Consider the following 20,129-nt stretch of genomic DNA (forward strand, 5'->3'; position numbering starts at 1 on the left):
ATGCACGACACACGAAGGGGGGTGACGGTTGTGCGCATCAGCGCCCCAGACGTCCGCGGACCATTCCGACCATGGAGTTGAGCTCTTCGATCCGCATCCGCTTGGCGGCGAGGAGGAACACGCCTCCCAGGGCGATGCCGCCCGCGACCAGGGCGGCGACGGAACCGAGGGCTCCGCTGCCCAGGACCTGCATGACCGCGTAGGCGACGGCGCCGCCCACCACGGCGGCCGGGACGCACGCGCCGATCAGGCGGGTGTAGGTGCGCATGACGTGGGCACCGTCGAGGTCCCCGCCGAGGCGGGCCTTGAGGCGGCGCCAGGCCACGCCGACGCCGACCAGGTAGCCGAGGCCGTACGCGGCGGCCATGCCGATGACGGCCCAGCGTGCGGGCAGCACGAAGTAGGCGAGGGCCGAGACGGCGGCGTTGACGGCCGCGACGATGACGGTGTTGTAGAAGGGGGTCCGGGTGTCCTCGTAGGCGTAGAACCCGCGCAGGACCACGTACTGGACGGAGTACGGGATCAGGCCGAGGCCGAAGGCCATCAGCATGAAGCCGATGTTCACGGCGTCCTTGCCCGCGCTGGCGTAGAGCAGGGTGGCGATCGGGACGCCGAGCGCGAGGAAGGCGAAGGCGCAGGGCACGATGGCCACGGCCGAGGTGCGCAGACCGTACGAGATGTCGTCGCGGACGGCGGCGGCGTCGCCGTCGTGGGCGGACCGGGAAATCCGGGGCAGGACCGCGGTCATGACGGACACGGTGATGATGGCCTGCGGCATCTGCCACAGCAGCAGGGCGTACTGGTAGGCGGTGATGCCGGTACCGCCGTGGCCCAGCTTCTCGGCGGCCGTGCCGGCCGCTGTGGCGAGCTGGGTGACGACGACGAAGCCGATCTGGTTGGCGAGGACGAAGAAGAACGTCCACTTCGCCAGGCCGACCGCCTTGCCGAGGCCGTGGCCCTTCCAGTCGAACCGCAGGCGCGGCTTGAAGCCCGTCTCGCGCAGGTAGGGCAGCATCGCCAGCGCCTGGACGGCGAGTCCGAGCAGGGTGCCGATGCCCAAGAGGCGGACGCCCTCGGGGGTGATGGTGGCCTCCGAGACACCGGAGGTCGTGAACCCGCCGAAGGCCCAGATGAAGGCGCCGAAGGTGGCGATGATGACGATGTTGTTGAGGACCGGCGTCCACATCATCGCGCCGAACCGGCCCCGGGCGTTGAGGATCTGACCGAGCACCACGTGAATGCCCATGAAGAACATCGTGGGCAGGCAGTATTGGGCGAAGGCCACGGCGACTTCGAGGCGCTTCGGATCGCCGGCGATGGTCGGCGACATCATCCGGATGAAGATCGGGGCGGCGAGGACGCAGACGACGGTGACCGCGCCGAGCAGCGTGATGACGAGGGTGAGCAGGCGGTTGGCGTAGGCCTCGCCGCCGTCGTCGTCGTTCTTCATCGCGCGTACGAGCTGCGGGATGAAGACCGCGTTGAGGGCACCGCCGCCGACGAGGACGTAGATCATCGTCGGCAGGGTGTTGGCGACCTGGAAGGAGTCGTTGAGGGAGGCGACGCCGATGGCGCCCGCGGTGATCAGGGTGCGGGCGAAGCCGGTGATGCGGGAGACGATCGTGCCGGCCGCCATCAGGGCGCTGGACTTGAGCAGGCCGGCCGCCTTGCCGGCGGGCTTGGCCGGTGCCGGCGCCGCGACCGGTGCCTCCTCGGCGGACGGGCCGGCGGCGCCGTGGGCGGCCTGCTGGTCGCGGTAGAGGTGCGTGAAGGCGTCGGGCTCGGGCTCTTCCTCGGACGCCCGGGTCACGAGCGAGTCCACTCCGACGAACTGCGTCGTCGCCGCGTGGTCGCCGTAGGGCAGGTGGCGGGAAGGGCCGTCCGGTTCCGGCGGCGGGGTCTGGGCCCAGATGTGCGGGTCGGGGCCGTGCGAGGGGGCCTGGGGAGCCGCGTAGAGCGGGCCGGCCTCCTGGTAGGTGCCCGGGGGCGGCGGGGGGTGCGAGGCACGGTCGTAGAGGGCCTCGGTCACCGGGTCCTGGGCGGACAGGTCCTGCGACCGGTAGGGGTCGTAGTCGTAGGCGTCCTGGACGTACGGGTCGTGGTCCTGTGCGGGCGCGGGCGCCGGAACCTGTCCGGGCACCGGAGCGCCCGGGGCAGTGCCCTGGGAGGGCGTAGGCCCGCCAGTGCCCTGCGCGCGGTCACCGTTGTACGGCGCGTTCATCGCAACCCCACCTCATCGTCCCCAGGCCGAACGGCCACGGCATCGCTCAACGGTCCACTGTCTCACCCGTGCCGGACCCCTCGGTGCTTTGCGGTCCGGTGTCCGTGGACTCGTCACTCGGCTGCGTGCTCTCCTCAGCGGCCGCTCGCGCGGCCACGCGCTTGCGGCTGGCGTACATCTTGATGCCCGCCAGAACGAGGAGGAGCACACCGCCGGCGATGACGAGCATGACGGTGGGAGTGATCTCGGTGGCCTCGACCGTGAACTTGCGTTCTTTGCCGTACGGCACGCCGTCCTTGGTGTACAGGCGTGCGCTGACCTCGACCGGACCACTCGCGGTGGCGTTGGCGGTGAACTTTACCGTCTGGCTGTGACCGCCCTGAACGGTGACTTCCTGTTCCGATTCGCCGCTGTCGCCGAACATCAGACGGGTGGGGTTGGCGGACTTCACGCGCAGCACGAGGTTGTGGACGTCCTGGACGAGGCTGTTCTGGACGCTGACCGGAATGGTCGCGCTGTGGCCGGACAGGGTGGCGTCGGACTTGGGGACGACCTTGACCTTGTCGGTCAGCCCGATCAGGTAGGCCTGCACCTGGTCGCGGTAGGCGGCGGCCTCCTCGGGACGGCCCCGCCAGGAGGTCGACATCTCCCGGTTCGTGGTGTTGCCGAAGGGGATCTCGACGCGGTCCGGCGCCGAGAGGATGACCTTGAAGTGGTCGAGCGTGCTCTGCGTGGTGCGGATCTTCTCGAAGGCGGACACCGGAAGCTCCTGCTTGGCCAGGGCTTCCGGGTACTGGCCGGCACCCGGCACCTGGGTCGCGGCGCCGGGGTCGGGCTTCGCCGCGGCCGCCGCCTCCAGGTCGGAGGGCTGGGTCCAGCGGGCCGCCTGGAGCCCGCGCAGGGCGACGGCCATCGAATCCGCCTGGCTGGCCGTCGGCCGGCGCTGCGGGGTCACCACGTAGCTGCGCGGCTCGTCGCTGTTCTGCAGGTTCAGGGCGAGGCTGTGGGCCAGGAACCGCTGCACGGCGAGCGTGGAGTTCCCGGCTGCGGCCATGTCGCCCTCGAAGGCGGTGGAGAGGTCGGCGTCGGCCACCACGGCGGTGGTGCCCGCACCGATGGGACGGGCGGCCGTCGGCGTGTACCCGAGCGCGCCGGTTTCCTGCAGGCTGTCGCTGCGGGCCAGGACGTTGTGCGCGCCGGCCGAGGTGGCGACGTTGACGATCGCGGGGTCGATGGCGCCGTCCACCGGCCAGGAGAAGTCGGTGGAGGCGGGGACGTGCAGCACCGTCTCCACGGCCTGCTTCGCCTTGTCGGTGGCGGGCCGCAGCTGGCCCAGGGTGCCCGAGACCTCCTTGCCGTGGTGGGCGAGGGAGGCGATGTCGGGATCGGCGAAGGGCAGCGCGACGACCTTCTTGCCCTGTACGGAGGTTTCCAGGGCGCTCAGCCACTGCTCCGCGACGGCCCGGTTCCGGCCCTGTACGGGCTTGCCGTCCGGGTTGGAGCTGCGGACCCGGTAGCCCTTGGTCATGGCGTCGACCGCGGTGAGCAGGTCCGGGTCGATGACCCAGGTGACCGGCAGGTCCTTGCCGAGCGCGACCATCCGCTCCAGGCGGCCGCCCGGCCGCAGCTCGTCCGCCAGGGAGTCGTCGAGGAAGACGGGGGTCTGGAGCTCGTCCGAGCCGGTCTCCGCCGTGACGTGCGTGGTGGAGATCAGCGGCCACACGTAGGTCAGCGAGGACCGCTTGGCCGCCGGGTCCGGCTGCCAGGGCAGGAAGGTCCGCTGGATGCCCAGGACCTGCTCGTGCGGGCGGCTGTCGGTCGACCCGGACAGGGAGACGCCGAGCTGGTAGACCCCGTCCGCGCCCAGGTCCAGCTTGTTCACCGGCACCTTGATCGTGAACTGCTGGCCGACCTTGGAGGTCAGCGAGTCGATCTTCACGGCGAAGGCCGGGTCGATCTCCCCCGGGTCCACTCCGGGCCGGAACCCCTTGCGGTCCGACACCTCGCCGATCGCCGACCGGTCCCCCAGCCTGGGCCCGACCCGCAGTCCCACATGGGCGTTCTTGATCGTCTCCGAGCCGTTGTTGACCACGGTGCCGGAGACCGTGAGCGTGTCGCTCTTGACCGGAGCGCTCGGTGAAACCTCGGTCAGCTGGACGTCGACCGAGGAATCGGCCGCGTGCGCGGCCGGGGCGGGGGCGTAGATCAGGGCGGCCAGCACCGGTGTCCCGCTGAGCAGGACCACTGCCCGCCGCAGCCAGCGGCGCCGGGCAGGGACGGAGGCCGCCCCCTGGATGTCTGCCGCATCGGCCACGCGTTCGCCCGTCCCTCGAAGTGTCAGTGGTCGTCGGTTCTGCGTCCACGCATGGTAACGAGGCGCGCTGTGCGCGAGTGCCGCGCCTTGCTCCACACGATCGGTTCCGCTTCCCGGGCCGCCGACGGCGGGGTGGCCGTGAAACGGGGGAGCCCCCGCCGGGCGGGCCACGTACCCTTTTCTGTTGTGCCGAACGCCAACGAAGACAACCCCAGTGCCCTGAGTCAGGTGCAGCGCCGCGCGGTCAGTGAACTGCTGCGGGTCGCTCCTGTCGCCGACGAGCTCGGACGCCGGTTCCAGGAGGCGGGCTTCCGCCTCGCCCTGGTCGGCGGGTCCGTCCGCGACGCGCTGCTCGGGCGTCTCGGCAACGACCTCGACTTCACCACCGACGCGCGCCCCGAGGCCGTACTGAAGATCATGCGTCCCTGGGCGGACTCGATCTGGGACGTAGGCATCGCCTTCGGCACCGTCGGGGCGCAGCGCGACGGGTTCCAGATCGAGGTGACCACGTACCGCTCCGAGGCGTACGACCGGACCTCGCGCAAGCCCGAGGTCTCCTACGGCGACTCCATCGAGGAGGACCTGGTCCGACGGGACTTCACCGTCAACGCCATGGCCCTGGCCCTCCCGGAGCAGGAGTTCGTCGACCCGCACGGCGGCCTGGAGGACCTGGCCGCCGGTGTGCTGCGGACGCCCGGGACGCCGGAGGACTCCTTCTCGGACGACCCGCTGCGCATGCTGCGCGCGGCACGCTTCGCCGCGCAGCTGGACTTCGAGGTCGCGCCCGAGGTCGTGTCGGCGATGAAGGCGATGTCCGACCGGATCGAGATCGTCTCGGCCGAGCGCGTGCAGGGCGAGCTGAACAAGCTGCTGCTGTCCGCCCACCCCCGCAAGGGCCTGGGCCTGCTGGTGGACACCGGTCTCGCCGACCGGGTCCTGCCGGAGCTGCCGGCCCTGCGGCTGGAGCGTGACGAGCACCACCGGCACAAGGACGTCTACGACCACTCGCTGATCGTCCTGGAGCAGGCGATCGACCTGGAGGAGGACGGTCCGGACCTGGTGCTGCGGCTGGCCGCCCTGCTGCACGACATCGGCAAGCCCCGGACCCGCCGCTTCGAGAGCGACGGCCGCGTCTCCTTCCACCACCACGAGGTGGTCGGCGCGAAGATGACCAAGAAGCGCATGACGGCGCTGAAGTACTCCAACGAGATGATCAGGGACGTGTCCCGGCTGGTGGAGCTGCACCTGCGCTTCCACGGGTACGGGGACGGCGAGTGGACGGACTCGGCGGTCCGGCGCTACGTCCGCGACGCCGGCCCGCTGCTCGACCGTCTGCACAAGCTGACCCGGTCGGACTGCACCACGCGCAACAAGCGCAAGGCCAACGCGCTGTCCCGTACCTATGACGGTCTGGAGGAGCGCATCGCGCAGCTCCAGGAGCAGGAGGAGCTGGATGCGATCCGCCCCGACCTGAACGGGAACGAGATCCAGCAGATCCTGGAGATCGGCCCCGGCCCGGCGGTGGGCAAGGCCTACGCGTTCCTGCTGGAGCTGAGGCTGGAGAACGGCCCGATGGAACGAGAGGCCGCGGTCGCGGCGCTCAAGGAGTGGTGGGCGGCTCAGGCCCCCCGGGCCTGACGGACGATCCCCGGCGGCGATGTTTCACGTGAAACATCGCCGCCGTGTTTCACGTGAAACGTCGGCCGGCGTGTTTCACGTGAAACATCGCCGGCGCAGGAAAACGGCCGTGGCCGCGTAGAGCAGGGCCACGCTGACGAGCAGGGCGACGGACCTGCCGTCGGTGGGGAGCATGAGGGAGGCCACGGCGGCCGCCCCGACGAAGGCGATGTTGAAGAGCACGTCGTAGACGGAGAAGACCCGGCCCCGGAACTCGTCGTCGACCCGGGACTGCAGGACCGTGTCGGTGGAGATCTTGGCGCCCTGGGTGGCGAGGCCGAGGACGAAGGCGGCGACGAGCATCGGACCGGGCGCGAAAAAAAGCCCGAGAGCGGGCACCAGCACGGCCGAGGCCGCCGCGCAGACGACGATCCAGCCCAGCGGTCCGAGGCGGTGCACCATCCAGGGGGTGACGAGGGCGGCAGCGAAGAATCCGGCCCCGGACACCCCGACGGCGATCCCCAGCAGGGCCAGCCCGTCGGCCTCGTTGTCCGACCAGGAGTAGCGGCAGAGCATCAGCAGCATCACGGTCAGGGCGCCGTAGCAGAACCGCATCAGGGTCATCGCGGTCAGCGCCCGCGCGGCCTCCCGGCGGCCGGCCAGGTGCCTGAGGCCCTCGGCCATGCCCCGGACCGTGAGGGCGATCCCTTCGAGGAGCGAGGGATGCTCGGGCCCGCCCCGGTGGTCGGGCCCCAGGAGCCCGATGGCCAGGCGGAGGGAGGCCAGGGCCGCGAACAGGTAGAGGGTCGCGCCGAGCAGGACGACGAGGGCGTTGGACCCCGAGGCCAGTAGTCGGACCAGGAAGGCCAGCCCGCCTCCGGCGACCGCCGCCAGCGTGCCGGCGGTGGGTGAGAGGGCGTTCGCGGTGACCAGCTGGTCGGCACGGACGACGTGGGGCAGGGACGCGGCGAGCCCGGCGAGGACGAAGCGGTTGACCGCCGTCACGGACAGGGCCGAGGCGTAGAAGAGCCAGTCGGGGACGTGGACGACGATCAGCACGGCGGTCACACACGCCAGCAGGGCCCGCAGCAGGTTGCCGTAGAGGAAGACCTGGCGCCTGCGCCACCGGTCCAGCAGCACTCCGGCGAAGGGCCCGACGGCCGAGTAGGGCAGCAGCAGCACCGCCATGGCCGAGGCGATGGCCGCGGGCGAGGTCTGCTTCTCGGGGGAGAAGACCACGTACGTGGCGAGCGCGACCTGGTAGACGCCGTCGGCAGCCTGCGAGAACAGCCGCACGGCGAGCAGGTTGCGGAAGTCCCTCAGGCGCAGGAGTACGCGCAGATCACCTACGACGGGCATGAGGGCAAGGGTCACACACACCGAGGGTCCCCGGACACATCGTCCGGGGACCCTCGGTGGAAGAGCGGTCGAAGACCAGGTGTCCGGAGGACCCTTGGGGCGACTAGCGCTCGACCTCGCCCTTGATGAACTTCTCGACGTTGGCGTAGGCCTCGTCGTCGAAGTACTGGACCGGCGGGGACTTCATGAAGTAGCTGGAGGCCGACAGGATCGGGCCGCCGATGCCGCGGTCCTTGGCGATCTTCGCGGCGCGCACGGCGTCGATGATGACACCGGCGGAGTTCGGGGAGTCCCACACCTCGAGCTTGTACTCGAGGTTCAGCGGGACGTCGCCGAAGGCGCGGCCCTCGAGGCGGACGTAGGCCCACTTGCGGTCGTCGAGCCACGCGACGTAGTCGGACGGGCCGATGTGGACGTTCTTCTCGCCGAGCTCACGGTCGGGGATCTGCGAGGTGACGGCCTGCGTCTTGGAGATCTTCTTCGACTCCAGGCGCTCGCGCTCGAGCATGTTCTTGAAGTCCATGTTGCCGCCGACGTTGAGCTGCATGGTGCGCTCGAGACGGACACCGCGGTCTTCGAAGAGCTTCGCCATCACGCGGTGCGTGATGGTGGCGCCGACCTGGGACTTGATGTCGTCGCCGACGATCGGGACACCGGCCTCGGTGAACTTGTCGGCCCACTCCTTGGTGCCGGCGATGAAGACCGGGAGGGCGTTGACGAAGGCGACCTTGGCGTCGATGGCGCACTGGGCGTAGAACTTCGCCGCCGCCTCGGAACCGACCGGGAGGTAGCAGACGAGGACGTCGACCTGACGGTCCTTGAGGACCTGGACCACGTCGACCGGGGCCTCGGCGGACTCCTCGATGGTCTGGCGGTAGTACTTGCCCAGGCCGTCGAAGGTGTGGCCGCGCTGGACGGTCACGCCCGAGTTCGGGACGTCGCAGATCTTGATGGTGTTGTTCTCGCTGGCGCCGATGGCGTCCGAGAGGTCGAGGCCGACCTTCTTCGCGTCGACGTCGAAAGCGGCGACGAACTCGACGTCACCCACGTGGTAGTCGCCGAACTGGACGTGCATCAGACCGGGGACCTTGGACGCCGGGTCGGCGTCCTTGTAGTACTCGACGCCCTGCACCAGCGAGGCGGCGCAGTTGCCCACGCCGACGATGGCTACGCGAACCGAACCCATTCCGGTTGCTCCCTGTTTGTTCTCGGAACGAGGCCTGCGAGATACAGGCCTCACTTTGCAGTTTCGTCGGGCGGTCCGGGTCGTCTCCGATCCCGTCCCGCCCGCTCGCTCTCGATGAGCTCGTTGAGCCAGCGCACTTCACGCTCGACGGACTCCATGCCGTGCCGCTGCAGTTCGAGCGTGTAGTCGTCCAGGCGCTCCCGTGTACGGGCGAGCGAGGCGCGCATCTTCTCCAGGCGCTCCTCCAGCCGGCTGCGGCGGCCCTCCAGTACCCGCATCCGCACGTCCCGCTCGGTCTGACCGAAGAAGGCGAAGCGGGCGGCGAAGGACTCGTCCTCCCATGTGTCGGGGCCGGTGTGGGAGAGGAGCTCTTCGAAGTGCTCCTTACCTGCTGCCGTCAACCGGTAGACGATCTTGGCGCGGCGCCCTGCGAGTGAAGCGGCGAGAGCGTCTTCCGGGGCGTTCCCCGGTTCTTCGATCAACCAGCCGTTCGCGACCAGAGTCTTGAGGCAGGGGTAGAGAGTCCCGTAGCTGAACGCCCTGAACACCCCCAGCGAGGTGTTGAGCCGCTTGCGGAGCTCGTAACCGTGCATGGGGGATTCACGAAGCAGGCCGAGGACGGCGAACTCGAGGATGCCGGAGCGCCTGCTCATCCGCCTGCCCCTCTCTGCTTCGGAGTTTATGTCGAGCTGATGTATCGGCTCGATACATCCAGACGATAGAACGGGCTGCTCGAAGCGACAAGCGGTGACGTGGTGACCGGCGTCACATCACCGATTCGTACGACGCAAGTTGCCTGATTTGGGGTGAACTTCGGCACTGGTTGGGTTTTGGCCGTGCGTAGTCTGTGCGGCAGGACCACCGGGGGGAACCGGAATCACCTGCCGCTTCCAGGCCACTCGCCTGCCCGAGGAGTAGTCGTTCGATGAGCGAGCACCGCCGTAAACCGCCGCAGCCCCAGGGCGGCGGCCGCGCCGCGCCCCGTAGGGCCGCCCCGCAGCGCCCCGGCCGTGGTGCCGGACCCGGTCGTGACGTCCCCGCGGCGCCGCCCGGCGGACCGTATGCGGAAGCCGGAGCGCACGGGAGCCGAGCCGATGCCCGCCGGGCCGCCCAGCGGGGCCCCGCCGACCGTGGACGCGCAGGCGGGAAGGGGGGCAGAGGCGGAAAGGGCGGCAGTCGGTTCATCGACTACCCGCGCGCCGGCAAGGTCGGCTGGAAGCGTTTCGTGCCCTCCTGGAAGCTGGTCGGCGGTACCTTCCTGGGGTTCTTCGCAGTGATCTTCGCGGGTGCCGGCATCGGCATCGCCAGCGTGGGCACCCCGGACGCGAACAAGGCCGCCAAGGCGCAGAACAACGTCTTCCAATGGGCCGACGGCACCCAGATGGTCGCCACTGGCGGCACCACGAACCGGCAGATCGTCTCGATCGACCAGATTCCCCTGTCCATGCGGAACGCGGTGATCGCGGCCGAGAACGAGTCGTTCGAGACGGACAAGGGCGTCGACCCGATGGGCATCGCGCGCGCCGTGGTGAACATGGCCACCGGCGGCTCCACCCAGGGCGGCTCGACCATCACCCAGCAGTACGTCAAGAACACCTACCTCGACTCCGAGCAGACCCTCAAGCGCAAGGTCACCGAGCTCTTCATCGCGATCAAGCTGGGCGTCAGCGAGGAGAAGGACGTCGTCCTCGCCGGCTACCTGAACACCGCCTACTACGGCCGGGACGCCTACGGCATCCAGGCCGCCGCCCGCGCCTACTTCGGCAAGGACGCCAAGGACCTCAACCCGTCCGAGAGCGCCTTCCTCGCCTCCATGCTCAAGGGCCCGAACCTCTACAACCCGGACGGCGGCATCGGTCCCGCCGCCACCCCCGAGGCCAACGAGAAGCGCGCCCGGCTCCGCTGGGCCTGGGTGCTCGACCGCGAGGTCGCCGTGGGGCGCATGGCGCAGTCCGAGCGGGACAAGTACAAGGAGTTCCCCGCCAGGGTGGACTCCGAGCAGGCCCGCGGGATGTCCGGCCAGACCGGCTACCTCGTCGAGGTGGCCAAGCAGTACGTCATGAAGACCACCGGCATCACCGCCGAGAAGATGGCGCTCGGCGGCTACACGATCACCACCACCTTCGAGAAGCCCAGGGTGGACGCCCTGGTCAAGGCGGTGGAGGACACCCGCAACGACTTCCTCGACGAGAAGAAGCGGCCCCAGTACGACACCTACGTGCAGTTCGGCGCCGCCTCCGTGGACGTGAAGTCCGGGGCGATCGTGGCCCTGTACGGCGGGCCCGGCTGGGACCACAAGTACTTCGCCAACAACGCCAACACCTCCGGCGTCCCCGTCGGCTCGACCTGGAAGCCGTACGTCCTCGCGGCCGCCATGCAGTACGGCACGCAGAACTCCAAGGGCTCGGGCATCTCGGTCGACAGCAAGTACAACGCCGACGACCGCACCGTCATCAACGACCGCTCGGGCAAGCCGCTGCTCGGCTCCGACGGCCAGCCGTTCCGGCAGAAGAACGAGAGCGAGTACCCGTACGGCTACGTGACCCTGAACGAGGCGATGGAGAAGTCCATCAACGTGCCGTTCGCCCAGCTCGTCTTCGACGTCGGCCACAGCAAGGTCCGCGAGGTCGCGAAGTCGACCGGGATCCTGGAGGAGTCGATGGACAGGAACAACAACGCCTCCTTCGCCCTCGGCACCTCGACGCCCAGCGCCATCCGCATGGCCGACTCCTACGCCACCTTCGCCGCCTCCGGCACCCACCGGGAGCCCTTCTCCGTGAAGAAGGTCGTCAGGGACGGCAAGGAGGTGCCCGGCTTCGAGCCGCCCAAGGAGTCCCGCGCCATGGACGACTCCATCGCGGACAACGTCACCAAGGTCCTGCGCAACGTCGTGGAGAACGGCACCGGCACCAAGGCGAAGAAGCTGGGCCGCCCCGCGGCGGGCAAGACCGGCACCACCGACCAGAACAAGTCGGCCTGGTTCGTCGGCTACACCCCGGAGCTGTCCACCTCGGTCACCCTCTTCCGCAACGACCCGACCTCCAAGAACAAGGAGCTCATGTCGATGAACCACGTGGGCGGGGTCGACTCCATCCACGGTGGTGACATCCCGGCGGCCATCTGGACCGAGTACATGCGCGAGGCCCTCAAGGGCACCCCGGTCAAGCAGTTCCCCGAGGCCGAGGACATCGGCGTCATCGCGGACGCGGCCGGCGCCCCCCAGCCCACCCCCTCGGCCGTACCGTCGCCCTCCCTCTCGGTGTCGCCCTCGCCGAGCACCTCGCCCTCGGTGACCCCGTCGCCGTCCGGCAACGGCAAGCCGAGCTGCAAGCCCAGGCCCTGGAACCTGAACTGCGACCCGACGGTCACCGGCGGGGTGAACGCGGGAACCGACGCCGGAACCGGCCCCGGCGGCTCCCAGGGCGGCAACACCACCATGCCCTCCCCGACCACGCGTCCCGGCCGCCCGGGCGGATCGAGCAACTGGGGCAGCATCATGGGCGCCTCCGGCTGACCCCGTCCCCGTACCGCACGCGAGGAGGGCCGTCGCACACCGTGCGGCGGCCCTCCCCCGTGTACGCCGCGGTACGGCAGGATGGGCGCCATGACCAAGGTGCACGAGGACCGCCCCGTACCGCCCACCCAGCACGACGAGGTCGCCGCCGCCGGCAGCGAGTTCATCGGGGGCCCGGTCGGACGCCGCGCCCGGCTGGGCGGCCACTGGCTGAGCCCGGTCCGCGTCGTGGTCCTGGTGGTCCTCGGCATGTTCGCGCTGGGCATGGCCCAGAAGCTGCCGTGCTACGACTGGGCCTGGTTCCGGGGAGCGGGCTCGCAGTACACCCACGCCTGCTACTCCGACATCCCGCACCTGTACTCCGCCCGCGGCTTCGCCGAAGGCCTCGTGCCCTACCGCGACCAGTTCCCCGACATCGTGACCGACCCGAAGTACGGCGGCATGCAGTACCTGGAGTACCCGGTGCTCACCGGGGCCTTCATGCAGGTCGCCGCCTGGATGACGCCCACCGCCGGCTCCGTCCAGCACCGCGAGCAGATGTACTGGATGGTCAACGCGGGCATGCTGATGGCCTGCGCCGCCGTCATCGCCGTCTGCGTCGCCCGCACCCACCGCCGCAGGCCCTGGGACGCCCTGCTCCTCGCCCTGGCACCGGCCTTCGCGCTCAACGCCACCATCAACTGGGACCTGCCGGCCGTGGCCCTCACCGCCGTCGCGATGCTGATGTGGTCGCGCGGCCGGCCCCTGCTCGCCGGCGTCTTCATCGGCCTGGCGACCGCGGCCAAGCTCTACCCCGTCCTGCTGCTCGGCGTGCTCTTCGTGCTCTGCTGGCGGGCCGGGAAGTGGCGGGCGTTCGGCGCCGCGGCCCTCGGCGCGGTCGCGTCCTGGCTCCTGGTGAACGGCCCCGTCATGTACTTCGCCTGGAACGGGTGGAAGCGGTTCTACGAGTTCAGCCAGGAGCGGCCCATCGACTTCGGGTCCGTCTGGCTGCTGATCTCCCAGCGCACCGGGAACCCCCTCGAAGGGGCCAACACCTACGCGACCGGGCTCACCCTGCTGCTCTGCCTCGCCATCGGACTGCTCACCCTGACGGCCCCCAGGCGCCCGCGCTTCGCCCAGCTGGCCTTCCTGGTCGTCGCCGCGTTCATCCTGGCCAACAAGGTGTACTCGCCGCAGTACGTGCTGTGGCTCGTCCCGCTCGCCGCGCTGGCCCGCCCCCGCTGGCGGGACTTCCTGATCTGGCAGACGGGCGAGATCGCGTACTTCCTCGGGATCTGGTTCTATCTCGCCTACACGACCAGCGGGGACAAGCACCAGGGCCTGCCCCTGGAGGGCTACCAGCTGGCCATCACCGCCCACCTGCTGGCCACGCTGTACCTGTGCGCCGTCGTCGTACGCGACATCCTGCTGCCCGAGCGCGACGTCGTACGGCGCGACGGCTCGGACGACCCCTCCGGCGGCGTCCTGGACGGGGCCGAGGACGTCTTCACCCTCTCGGAAAAGGCGAAGGCGCCGCAGTACGCGGCGCCTTCGGAAGGACAGCGGGTCGCCTGGGGCGTGGACCCCAGGGACTGACCGGGCCGGCCGGCCCGGGTACCGGGGACCGGCTCAGGAGTCGAGCACCCGGTCGAACTGCGTCGTGGTGTGGCGCAGGTGGGCCACCAGCTCGTCGCCCACCTTCGGCTCGGTCGCGTCCGAGGGCACGAACAGGATCGACACCTGCATGTGCGGCGGCTCGGCGAACCAGCGCTGCTTGCCCGCCCAGACGAAGGGCGACAGGTTCCGGTTGACCGTGGCCAGACCGGCCCGGGCGACGCCCTTGGCGCGCGGCATCATCCCGTGGAGGGCCTTGGGGGCCTCCAGCCCCACACCGTGGGAGGTGCCGCCCGCGACCACGACCAGCCAGCCGTCGGAGGCGGCCTTCTGCTGGCGGTAGCCGAAGCGGTCGCCCTTGGCGACCCGGGTGACGTCCAGGACCGAGCCCCGGTACTGGGTCGCGTCGTGGTCGCCCAGCCACAGGCGGGTGCCGATGCGGGCCCGGAAGCGGGTCTGCGGGAACTGCTGCTGGAGTCGTGCCAGCTCCTCGGCCCGCAGGTGGCTGACGAACATGGTGTGCAGCGGCAGCCGGGCCGCGCGCAGCCGGTCCATCCAGCCGATGACCTCCTCGACGGCGTCCGAGCCGTCCGGGCGGTCCAGCGGCAGGTGCAGGGCGAAGCCCTCCAGCCGGACGTCCTCGATCGCCGACTGGAGCATGCCGAGGTCCTGCTCGGAGATGCCGTGGCGGCGCATCGAGCTCATGCACTCGATGACCACGCGGGCCCCGACCAGGCCGCGGACCCCGTCCACCGAGGCCACCGAGCGGATCACCCGGTCGGGCAGCGGCACCGGGTCCTCGCCCCGCCGGAACGGGGTGAGGACGAGCAGGTCGCCGCCGAAGTGGTCCTTGATGCTCGCGGCTTCGTACGTGGTGCCGACGGCCAGGATGTCGGCGCCCATCCGGGTCGCCTCCTCGCACAGCCGCTCGTGGCCGAAGCCGTAGCCGTTGCCCTTGCAGACCGGGATCAGACCGGGGAACTGGTCCGTGATCTGCTTCTGGTGCGCACGCCAGCGCGCGGTGTCGACGTAGAGCGTGAGCGCCATGCCCGTCCGGAACCTCTCTCGAAAAACAGCTGGGTCAGCGGCGCGACATGTAGATGTCGAGCGCCTTGTGCAGCACCTTGTTGAGCGGGAAGTCCCACTCGCCGACGTACTCGACGGCCTCGCCGCCCGTACCGACCTTGAACTGGATCAGGCCGAACAGGTGGTCGTTCTCGTCCAGCGTGTCAGAGATGCCGCGCAGGTCGTAGACGCTGGCACCCAGCGCGTACGAATCGCGCAGCATGCGCCACTGCATCGCGTTCGAGGGGCGGACCTCGCGCTTGTGGTTCGCGGAGGCGCCGTAGGAGTACCAGACGTGCTGCCCGACGGTGATCATCGTGGCGGCGGCCAGCGGCTCACCCTCGTGCTTGGCGATGTACAGGCGCATGCGGTTGGGGTCCTCGGAGTTGAGGGCCGTCCACTGGCGCTGGAAGTAACTGAGCGGGCGCGGGCGGAACTTGTCGCGCTCGGCGGTGATCTCGTAGAGGTACTGCCAGGTCGGCAGGTCCTCGTAGCCGCCCTGGACGACCTCGACGCCGGCCTTCTCGGCCTTCTTGATGTTGCGGCGCCACAGCTGGTTGAAGCCCTTCAGGACGTCGTCCAGGGAGCGGTTGGCCAGCGGGACCTGGAAGACGTAGCGGGGCTGGACGTCGCCGAAGCCGGCGCCGCCGTCCTCGCCCTGCTGCCAGCCCATGCGGCGCAGCTTGTCGGACACCTCGAAGGCGCGCGGCTCGATGTGCGAGGCCTCGACGTCGCGCAGGCGCTTGACCTCGGGGTCCTGGATGCCGGACTTGATGGCGGCCGAGTTCCAGCGGCGGATGACGACGGGCGGACCCATCTTCACGGTGAAGGCGCCCTGCTGCTTGAGGTGGGCCAGCATCGGCTGGAGCCACTCGTCCAGGTTCGGGGCGTACCAGTTGATGACCGGGCCCTCGGGGAGGTACGCGAGGTACCGCTTCACCTTGGGCAGCTGGCGGTACAACACGAGCGCGACACCGACGAGTTCGCCGTTCTTGTCGAACCAGCCGAGGTTCTCCGAACGCCACTCGTTCTTGACGTCGGCCCATGCCGGGACCTGGCAGTGGCTAGCCGAAGGCAGGCTCTGGAGGTACGCCAGATGCTGCTCTCGGCTGATGGTGCTCAGGGACAGGCTCATGCGGGGTGTCTCCTCCGGCGGCTTCGCTGCTATGGCGCGAAGCCTACTGCGACGGTGGCGCCACCCATCTGGGGGACGGGCCGGTGCCCGGGCCGGAGGTGGGCCGGCGCCCCGTCGCGGAGGTCCCCCGGTCAGCCCAGCCAGCCGCCGAAGAGGCCGCCGTGCGCCATTCCGAGCATGAAGCCGAAGGCAGACGCGCCAAGGCCGATGATCAGCGCGAAGCGTTCCCGGGTGGTGGCGGAGATGAACTGTCCGTAGAGCCCGGTCCCGATCCCGATCAGCCCGGCCCAGGAGCTGAGCAGGTGCAGATTGTGGAAGAACGCAGTGACGAACGCCACGGCGCCGAGGACCAGGGTGGCCACCATCAGGGCGTCCTGGACCGGATGGGGCTTGCCGTCGGTGGAGAGGAGGGAGATCGGCGGGCGGGGCGAGGACTGGCCGTGCATTGCCTGTGCCATCGGAAGGCACCTCCTGGCTGACGCAGAGCGGTGCGCGGCGCCGCCTCCGGCCTGGGGCGGGGGGTGCGGCACCGGGCACACCCGATGGATACAGATTGTGGCCCTCTCCTGCCGGATTTCAACCGGAAGGACGCGAGCAGGTAGTCTGTACAGCTGCGCGGTGTCTGCTCTCGGACGCCGTGCACACGCATCACGACCCTCCTGCCACGGAACGACCGTGGCCGCTGAGTCCAAAGGAGGTGGGTTCCACATGCGTCACTACGAAGTGATGGTCATCCTCGACCCCGATCTCGAGGAGCGCGCTGTCGCCCCCCTGATCGAGAACTTCCTCTCCGTCGTCCGTGAGGGCAACGGAAAGGTCGAGAAGGTCGACACCTGGGGCCGTCGTCGTCTCGCTTACGAGATCAAGAAGAAGCCCGAGGGCATCTACTCGGTCCTCGACCTGCAGGCCGAGCCTGCGGTCGTCAAGGAGCTCGACCGCCAGATGAACCTGAACGAGTCGGTTCTCCGGACCAAGGTCCTCCGCCCCGAGACCCACTGAACTCCGGTTCAGCGGTAATCGGGACCGAGTAGCACAGCAGCCCAGCAGCAATCCCCGCCGAGAGGTTCATCCATGGCAGGCGAGACCGTCATCACGGTCGTCGGCAATCTCGTCGACGACCCCGAGCTGCGCTTCACCCCCTCGGGTGCGGCGGTCGCGAAGTTCCGTGTCGCGTCCACCCCCCGCACCTTCGACCGTCAGACCAACGAGTGGAAGGACGGCGAGAGCCTGTTCCTGACCTGCTCGGTGTGGCGGCAGGCGGCTGAGAACGTCGCCGAGTCCCTTCAGCGGGGCATGCGCGTCATCGTGCAGGGCCGGCTGCGGCAGCGGTCCTACGAGGACCGTGAGGGTGTCAAGCGCACGGTCTACGAGCTGGACGTCGAGGAAGTCGGCCCCAGCCTGAAGAACGCCACGGCCAAGGTCGCCAAGACCACCGGTCGCGGTGGCCAGGGTGGATACGGCGGCGGTCAGCAGCAGCAGGGCGGTGGCGGCGGCTGGGGCGGAGCCCCCAGCAACGGGCCCCAGGGCGGCGGAGCTCCCTCCGACGACCCGTGGGCGTCCAGCGCGCCGGCCGGCGGCCAGCAGGGCGGCGGCGGGGGCGGCTGGGGCGGAAGCTCCGGCGGCTCCGGCGGCGGCTACTCGGACGAGCCGCCCTTCTAGGGCAGCTCCTTCCACACTTCTTGATCACACAGGAGAGACACAATGGCGAAGCCGCCTGTGCGCAAGCCTAAGAAGAAGGTCTGCGCGTTCTGCAAGGACAAGACCGCGTACGTGGACTACAAGGACACGAACATGCTGCGGAAGTTCATTTCCGACCGCGGCAAGATCCGTGCCCGCCGCGTTACCGGCAACTGCACGCAGCACCAGCGTGACGTCGCCACGGCCGTGAAGAACAGCCGTGAGATGGCGCTGCTGCCCTACACGTCCACCGCGCGATAAGGAAAGGGTGACCGACTAATGAAGATCATCCTGACCCACGAGGTCTCTGGCCTCGGCACCGCCGGCGATGTCGTCGACGTCAAGGACGGTTACGCTCGCAACTACCTGGTCCCGCGTGGTTTCGCGATCCGCTGGACCAAGGGTGGCGAGAAGGACGTGGCGCAGATCCGCCGCGCCCGCAAGATCCACGAGATCGCGACCATCGAGCAGGCCAACGAGGTCAAGGCCAAGCTCGAGGGCGTGAAGGTCCGTCTGGCCACCCGCGCGGGTGACGCCGGTCGCCTCTTCGGTTCCGTCACCCCGGCTGACATCGCTTCCGCGGTCGAGGCTTCCGGTGGCCCGAAGGTCGACAAGCGTCGCGTGGAGCTGGGCTCCCCGATCAAGACCCTCGGTTCGTACCAGGTCTCCGTGCGTCTGCACGCCGAGGTCGTCGCGAACGTGGGCATCGAGGTCGTCGCCGCCTAAGGGCAGCGCATGAAGGGCCGCACCCTCCGGGGTGCGGCCCTTCGTCGTTCCCGGGATGCTCCCGGGGGGACGTTTCACGTGAAACATCCCGCCGTCACCGGGTGGCCTCCCAGGTCGGCGGATGGCTCCCGCGACCCGGATCACCGGGTGGCTCCCGCGACCAGCCAGCGGCCGGAGCGGGCGCGGAGCTGGAGGGTGGCCATCCGGACGAGCATCATCAGCGTCATGGCCCACCAGAGCGCCGTCAGCCCGCCGCCCAGGGCGGGGACCAGGAGCGCGGCCGGGGCGAAGACGGCCAGGGTCAGCAGCATCGCCCAGGCGAGGTAGCGCCCGTCGCCGGCCCCCATCAGCACTCCGTCCAAGACGAAGACGACCCCGCAGACGGGCTGGGCCAGGGCCACGACCAGCAGGGCGGGCAGCAGTGCGTCCTCGACCACGGGGTCGCTGGTGAACAGCGGGATGAACACGGGACGTGCCAGGACGACCAGCAGCCCCAGGACGACGCCCGAGACCACACCCCACGTCAGCATCCGCCGGCAGACGGTCTTGGCCCCCTCGGTGTCGCCGGCCCCCAGGTAGCGGCCGATGATGGCCTGGCCGGCGATGGCGATCGCGTCCAGGGCGAAGGCGAGCAGGCTCCAGAGGGACAGCAGGATCTGGTGGGCCGCGATGTCGGCGTCCCCCAGCCGGGCCGCCACGGCGGTCGCGATCATCAGGATGGCGCGCAGGGACAGCGTGCGGACCAGCAGCGGCACACCGGCCTGGGCGCAGGCGCGGATCCCGGCCGCGTCGGGCCGCAGGGAGGCGCCGTGGCGCCGGGCGCCGCGGACGACCACGAAGAGGTACGCGGCGGCCATGGCGCACTGGGCGATGACCGTGCCCCAGGCCGATCCGGCGATGCCGAGGCCGGCGCCGTAGACCAGGGCCACGTTGAGGGCGCCGTTGAGGGCGAAGCCTCCGATGGCCACGTAGAGCGGCGTACGGGTGTCCTGGAGGCCGCGGATGACGCCGGTGGCCGCCAGGACCATGAGCATGGGGGGGATGCCGAGCGCAGAGATCCGGAGATACGTTTCTGCGTAAGGGGCTGCGGTCTCCGAGGCCCCGAAGAGGGAGACCAGGCCGGATGCGCCGAGCAGGACCGCGACGAGGACCGCGGTGCCGAGCAGGAGCGCGAGCCAGATGCCGTCCATGCCCTGCCGGATGGCGGACTGGAGGTCACCGGCGCCGACGCGCCGGGCGACGGCCGCGGTGGTTGCGTAGGCGAGGAAGACGAAGACGCTGACGGCCGTGGTCAGGAGCGCCGCCGCGACACCGAGGCCGGCCAGCTGGGAGGTGCCGAGGTGTCCCACGATGGCGCTGTCGGCCATCACGAAGAGCGGCTCGGCCACGAGCGCACCGAAGGCCGGCACGGCGAGTGCGAGGATCTCGCGGTCGTGTCGTCTCGCGGTCGGCTTCGCGGTGGTGGGGGCCTGTGTCATGTGCTCAATCTAATCTTCCACAGGTAATGGATACAAGGGTCTTTGGATCCTTACCAAGCCTCTGACTTGGGCGTTCTTTCCGGCCCGTTGGGAGCGATCTTGAGACAGTGGCCAAGAATTTTCTCCACCGTCGTCCGGGGAAGAGAAAATCGCAGGTCAGGGTGGGTGTGTGGAGGGGGCGGGTGATTTTGTCCACAGCGTCGTCCCCCGGTCTGTGCACAGCTTCGGGCGACTTACCCACAGC

The 20,129-nt window shown here is 69.7% G+C and carries 16 protein-coding genes; 7 read left to right on the forward strand and 9 right to left on the reverse strand.

Features of this window, described 5'->3' with window-relative positions; all coding sequences use genetic code 11:
* Window positions 1-37 precede the first annotated feature (37 nt).
* Window positions 38-2,221: a murein biosynthesis integral membrane protein MurJ gene (murJ, locus tag ACQKM2_RS05620; RefSeq protein ID WP_427706917.1), complete on the reverse strand. Its 2,184-nt coding sequence runs from the start codon at window positions 2,219-2,221 to the stop codon at window positions 38-40.
* Window positions 2,222-2,267: 46 nt separating this feature from the next.
* On the reverse strand, window positions 2,268-4,535 hold the full coding sequence (locus tag ACQKM2_RS05625) for a DUF6049 family protein (RefSeq protein ID WP_427706919.1): 2,268 nt from the start codon (window positions 4,533-4,535) through the stop codon (window positions 2,268-2,270).
* A gap of 186 nt (window positions 4,536-4,721) precedes the next feature.
* Between ACQKM2_RS05625 and ACQKM2_RS05630 the strand changes: the two genes are divergently transcribed.
* Window positions 4,722-6,173 carry a CCA tRNA nucleotidyltransferase gene (locus ACQKM2_RS05630; protein WP_427706921.1) on the forward strand — a complete coding sequence of 484 codons (1,452 nt, stop codon included), beginning with the start codon at window positions 4,722-4,724 and terminating at the stop codon, window positions 6,171-6,173.
* Window positions 6,174-6,248: 75 nt separating this feature from the next.
* Here ACQKM2_RS05630 and ACQKM2_RS05635 read toward each other — a convergent pair whose 3' ends face one another.
* The 3 genes from ACQKM2_RS05635 to ACQKM2_RS05645 all read right to left on the reverse strand — a co-directional run bounded on the left by ACQKM2_RS05635 (window position 6,249) and on the right by ACQKM2_RS05645 (window position 9,350).
* Window positions 6,249-7,511 carry an MFS transporter gene (locus ACQKM2_RS05635; RefSeq protein ID WP_427706923.1) on the reverse strand — a complete coding sequence of 421 codons (1,263 nt, stop codon included), beginning with the start codon at window positions 7,509-7,511 and terminating at the stop codon, window positions 6,249-6,251.
* 103 nt (window positions 7,512-7,614) lie between these two features.
* Window positions 7,615-8,697, reverse strand: a complete 1,083-nt coding sequence (locus ACQKM2_RS05640; protein ID WP_427706925.1) for an inositol-3-phosphate synthase — start codon at window positions 8,695-8,697, stop codon at window positions 7,615-7,617.
* A 50-nt stretch (window positions 8,698-8,747) separates the two neighbouring features.
* Complete coding sequence (locus tag ACQKM2_RS05645) at window positions 8,748-9,350, reverse strand: PadR family transcriptional regulator (protein WP_007265248.1); 603 nt, start codon at window positions 9,348-9,350, stop codon at window positions 8,748-8,750.
* A 272-nt stretch (window positions 9,351-9,622) separates the two neighbouring features.
* Between ACQKM2_RS05645 and ACQKM2_RS05650 the strand changes: the two genes are divergently transcribed.
* Together ACQKM2_RS05650 and ACQKM2_RS05655 are read left to right on the forward strand one after the other, a co-directional pair.
* On the forward strand, window positions 9,623-12,211 hold the full coding sequence (locus ACQKM2_RS05650; protein ID WP_427706927.1) for a transglycosylase domain-containing protein: 2,589 nt from the start codon (window positions 9,623-9,625) through the stop codon (window positions 12,209-12,211).
* 90 nt (window positions 12,212-12,301) lie between these two features.
* On the forward strand, window positions 12,302-13,786 hold the full coding sequence (locus ACQKM2_RS05655) for a glycosyltransferase family 87 protein (protein WP_427706929.1): 1,485 nt from the start codon (window positions 12,302-12,304) through the stop codon (window positions 13,784-13,786).
* A gap of 33 nt (window positions 13,787-13,819) precedes the next feature.
* Here the strand turns inward: ACQKM2_RS05655 and ACQKM2_RS05660 are convergent, their stop codons facing one another.
* From ACQKM2_RS05660 to ACQKM2_RS05670, 3 genes are all read right to left on the reverse strand, one after another.
* Window positions 13,820-14,851, reverse strand: a complete 1,032-nt coding sequence (locus tag ACQKM2_RS05660; RefSeq protein WP_427706931.1) for an alanine racemase — start codon at window positions 14,849-14,851, stop codon at window positions 13,820-13,822.
* 34 nt (window positions 14,852-14,885) lie between these two features.
* A complete protein-coding gene (locus ACQKM2_RS05665; RefSeq protein ID WP_427706933.1) occupies window positions 14,886-16,004 on the reverse strand; it encodes a lipid II:glycine glycyltransferase FemX in 1,119 nt (372 codons plus the stop codon).
* 131 nt (window positions 16,005-16,135) lie between these two features.
* The gene (locus tag ACQKM2_RS05670) at window positions 16,136-16,462 is read right to left on the reverse strand and encodes a hypothetical protein (RefSeq protein ID WP_427706935.1); all 327 of its coding nucleotides are present in this window, start codon (window positions 16,460-16,462) and stop codon (window positions 16,136-16,138) included.
* A gap of 250 nt (window positions 16,463-16,712) precedes the next feature.
* Between ACQKM2_RS05670 and rpsF the strand changes: the two genes are divergently transcribed.
* The 4 genes from rpsF to rplI all read left to right on the forward strand — a co-directional run bounded on the left by rpsF (window position 16,713) and on the right by rplI (window position 18,407).
* Window positions 16,713-17,003: a 30S ribosomal protein S6 gene (gene rpsF / locus ACQKM2_RS05675; RefSeq protein ID WP_007265254.1), complete on the forward strand. Its 291-nt coding sequence runs from the start codon at window positions 16,713-16,715 to the stop codon at window positions 17,001-17,003.
* A gap of 72 nt (window positions 17,004-17,075) precedes the next feature.
* Complete coding sequence (locus ACQKM2_RS05680; RefSeq protein WP_007265255.1) at window positions 17,076-17,663, forward strand: single-stranded DNA-binding protein; 588 nt, start codon at window positions 17,076-17,078, stop codon at window positions 17,661-17,663.
* Window positions 17,664-17,705: 42 nt separating this feature from the next.
* Window positions 17,706-17,942 (forward strand): 30S ribosomal protein S18, encoded by a 237-nt coding sequence (gene rpsR, locus ACQKM2_RS05685; RefSeq protein WP_005315025.1) that lies wholly within the window; start codon window positions 17,706-17,708, stop codon window positions 17,940-17,942.
* A gap of 18 nt (window positions 17,943-17,960) precedes the next feature.
* On the forward strand, window positions 17,961-18,407 hold the full coding sequence (gene rplI, locus ACQKM2_RS05690) for a 50S ribosomal protein L9 (RefSeq protein ID WP_125594108.1): 447 nt from the start codon (window positions 17,961-17,963) through the stop codon (window positions 18,405-18,407).
* Window positions 18,408-18,547: 140 nt separating this feature from the next.
* Here rplI and ACQKM2_RS05695 read toward each other — a convergent pair whose 3' ends face one another.
* Window positions 18,548-19,885 (reverse strand): MATE family efflux transporter, encoded by a 1,338-nt coding sequence (locus ACQKM2_RS05695; protein ID WP_427706938.1) that lies wholly within the window; start codon window positions 19,883-19,885, stop codon window positions 18,548-18,550.
* Window positions 19,886-20,129: the final 244 nt, after the last annotated feature.

Source organism: Streptomyces sp. NPDC004126 (assembly GCF_050275515.1).
GTDB lineage: Bacteria > Actinomycetota > Actinomycetes > Streptomycetales > Streptomycetaceae > Streptomyces.

Bases quoted from the DNA above. Each gene is read 5' to 3' on its own strand.
- ACQKM2_RS05680 (WP_007265255.1), top strand. From the start codon at position 17,076: ATGGCAGGCGAGACCGTCATCACGGTCGTCGGCAATCTCGTCGACGAC.
- ACQKM2_RS05695 (WP_427706938.1), bottom strand. From the start codon at position 19,885: ATGACACAGGCCCCCACCACCGCGAAGCCGACCGCGAGACGACACGAC.
- ACQKM2_RS05635 (WP_427706923.1), bottom strand. From the start codon at position 7,511: ATGCCCGTCGTAGGTGATCTGCGCGTACTCCTGCGCCTGAGGGACTTC.
- ACQKM2_RS05670 (WP_427706935.1), bottom strand. From the start codon at position 16,462: ATGGCACAGGCAATGCACGGCCAGTCCTCGCCCCGCCCGCCGATCTCC.
- ACQKM2_RS05655 (WP_427706929.1), top strand. From the start codon at position 12,302: ATGACCAAGGTGCACGAGGACCGCCCCGTACCGCCCACCCAGCACGAC.
- ACQKM2_RS05640 (WP_427706925.1), bottom strand. From the start codon at position 8,697: ATGGGTTCGGTTCGCGTAGCCATCGTCGGCGTGGGCAACTGCGCCGCC.
- ACQKM2_RS05660 (WP_427706931.1), bottom strand. From the start codon at position 14,851: ATGGCGCTCACGCTCTACGTCGACACCGCGCGCTGGCGTGCGCACCAG.
- rpsF (WP_007265254.1), top strand. From the start codon at position 16,713: ATGCGTCACTACGAAGTGATGGTCATCCTCGACCCCGATCTCGAGGAG.
- ACQKM2_RS05650 (WP_427706927.1), top strand. From the start codon at position 9,623: ATGAGCGAGCACCGCCGTAAACCGCCGCAGCCCCAGGGCGGCGGCCGC.
- murJ (WP_427706917.1), bottom strand. From the start codon at position 2,221: ATGAACGCGCCGTACAACGGTGACCGCGCGCAGGGCACTGGCGGGCCT.
- ACQKM2_RS05645 (WP_007265248.1), bottom strand. From the start codon at position 9,350: ATGAGCAGGCGCTCCGGCATCCTCGAGTTCGCCGTCCTCGGCCTGCTT.
- rplI (WP_125594108.1), top strand. From the start codon at position 17,961: ATGAAGATCATCCTGACCCACGAGGTCTCTGGCCTCGGCACCGCCGGC.
- rpsR (WP_005315025.1), top strand. From the start codon at position 17,706: ATGGCGAAGCCGCCTGTGCGCAAGCCTAAGAAGAAGGTCTGCGCGTTC.
- ACQKM2_RS05665 (WP_427706933.1), bottom strand. From the start codon at position 16,004: ATGAGCCTGTCCCTGAGCACCATCAGCCGAGAGCAGCATCTGGCGTAC.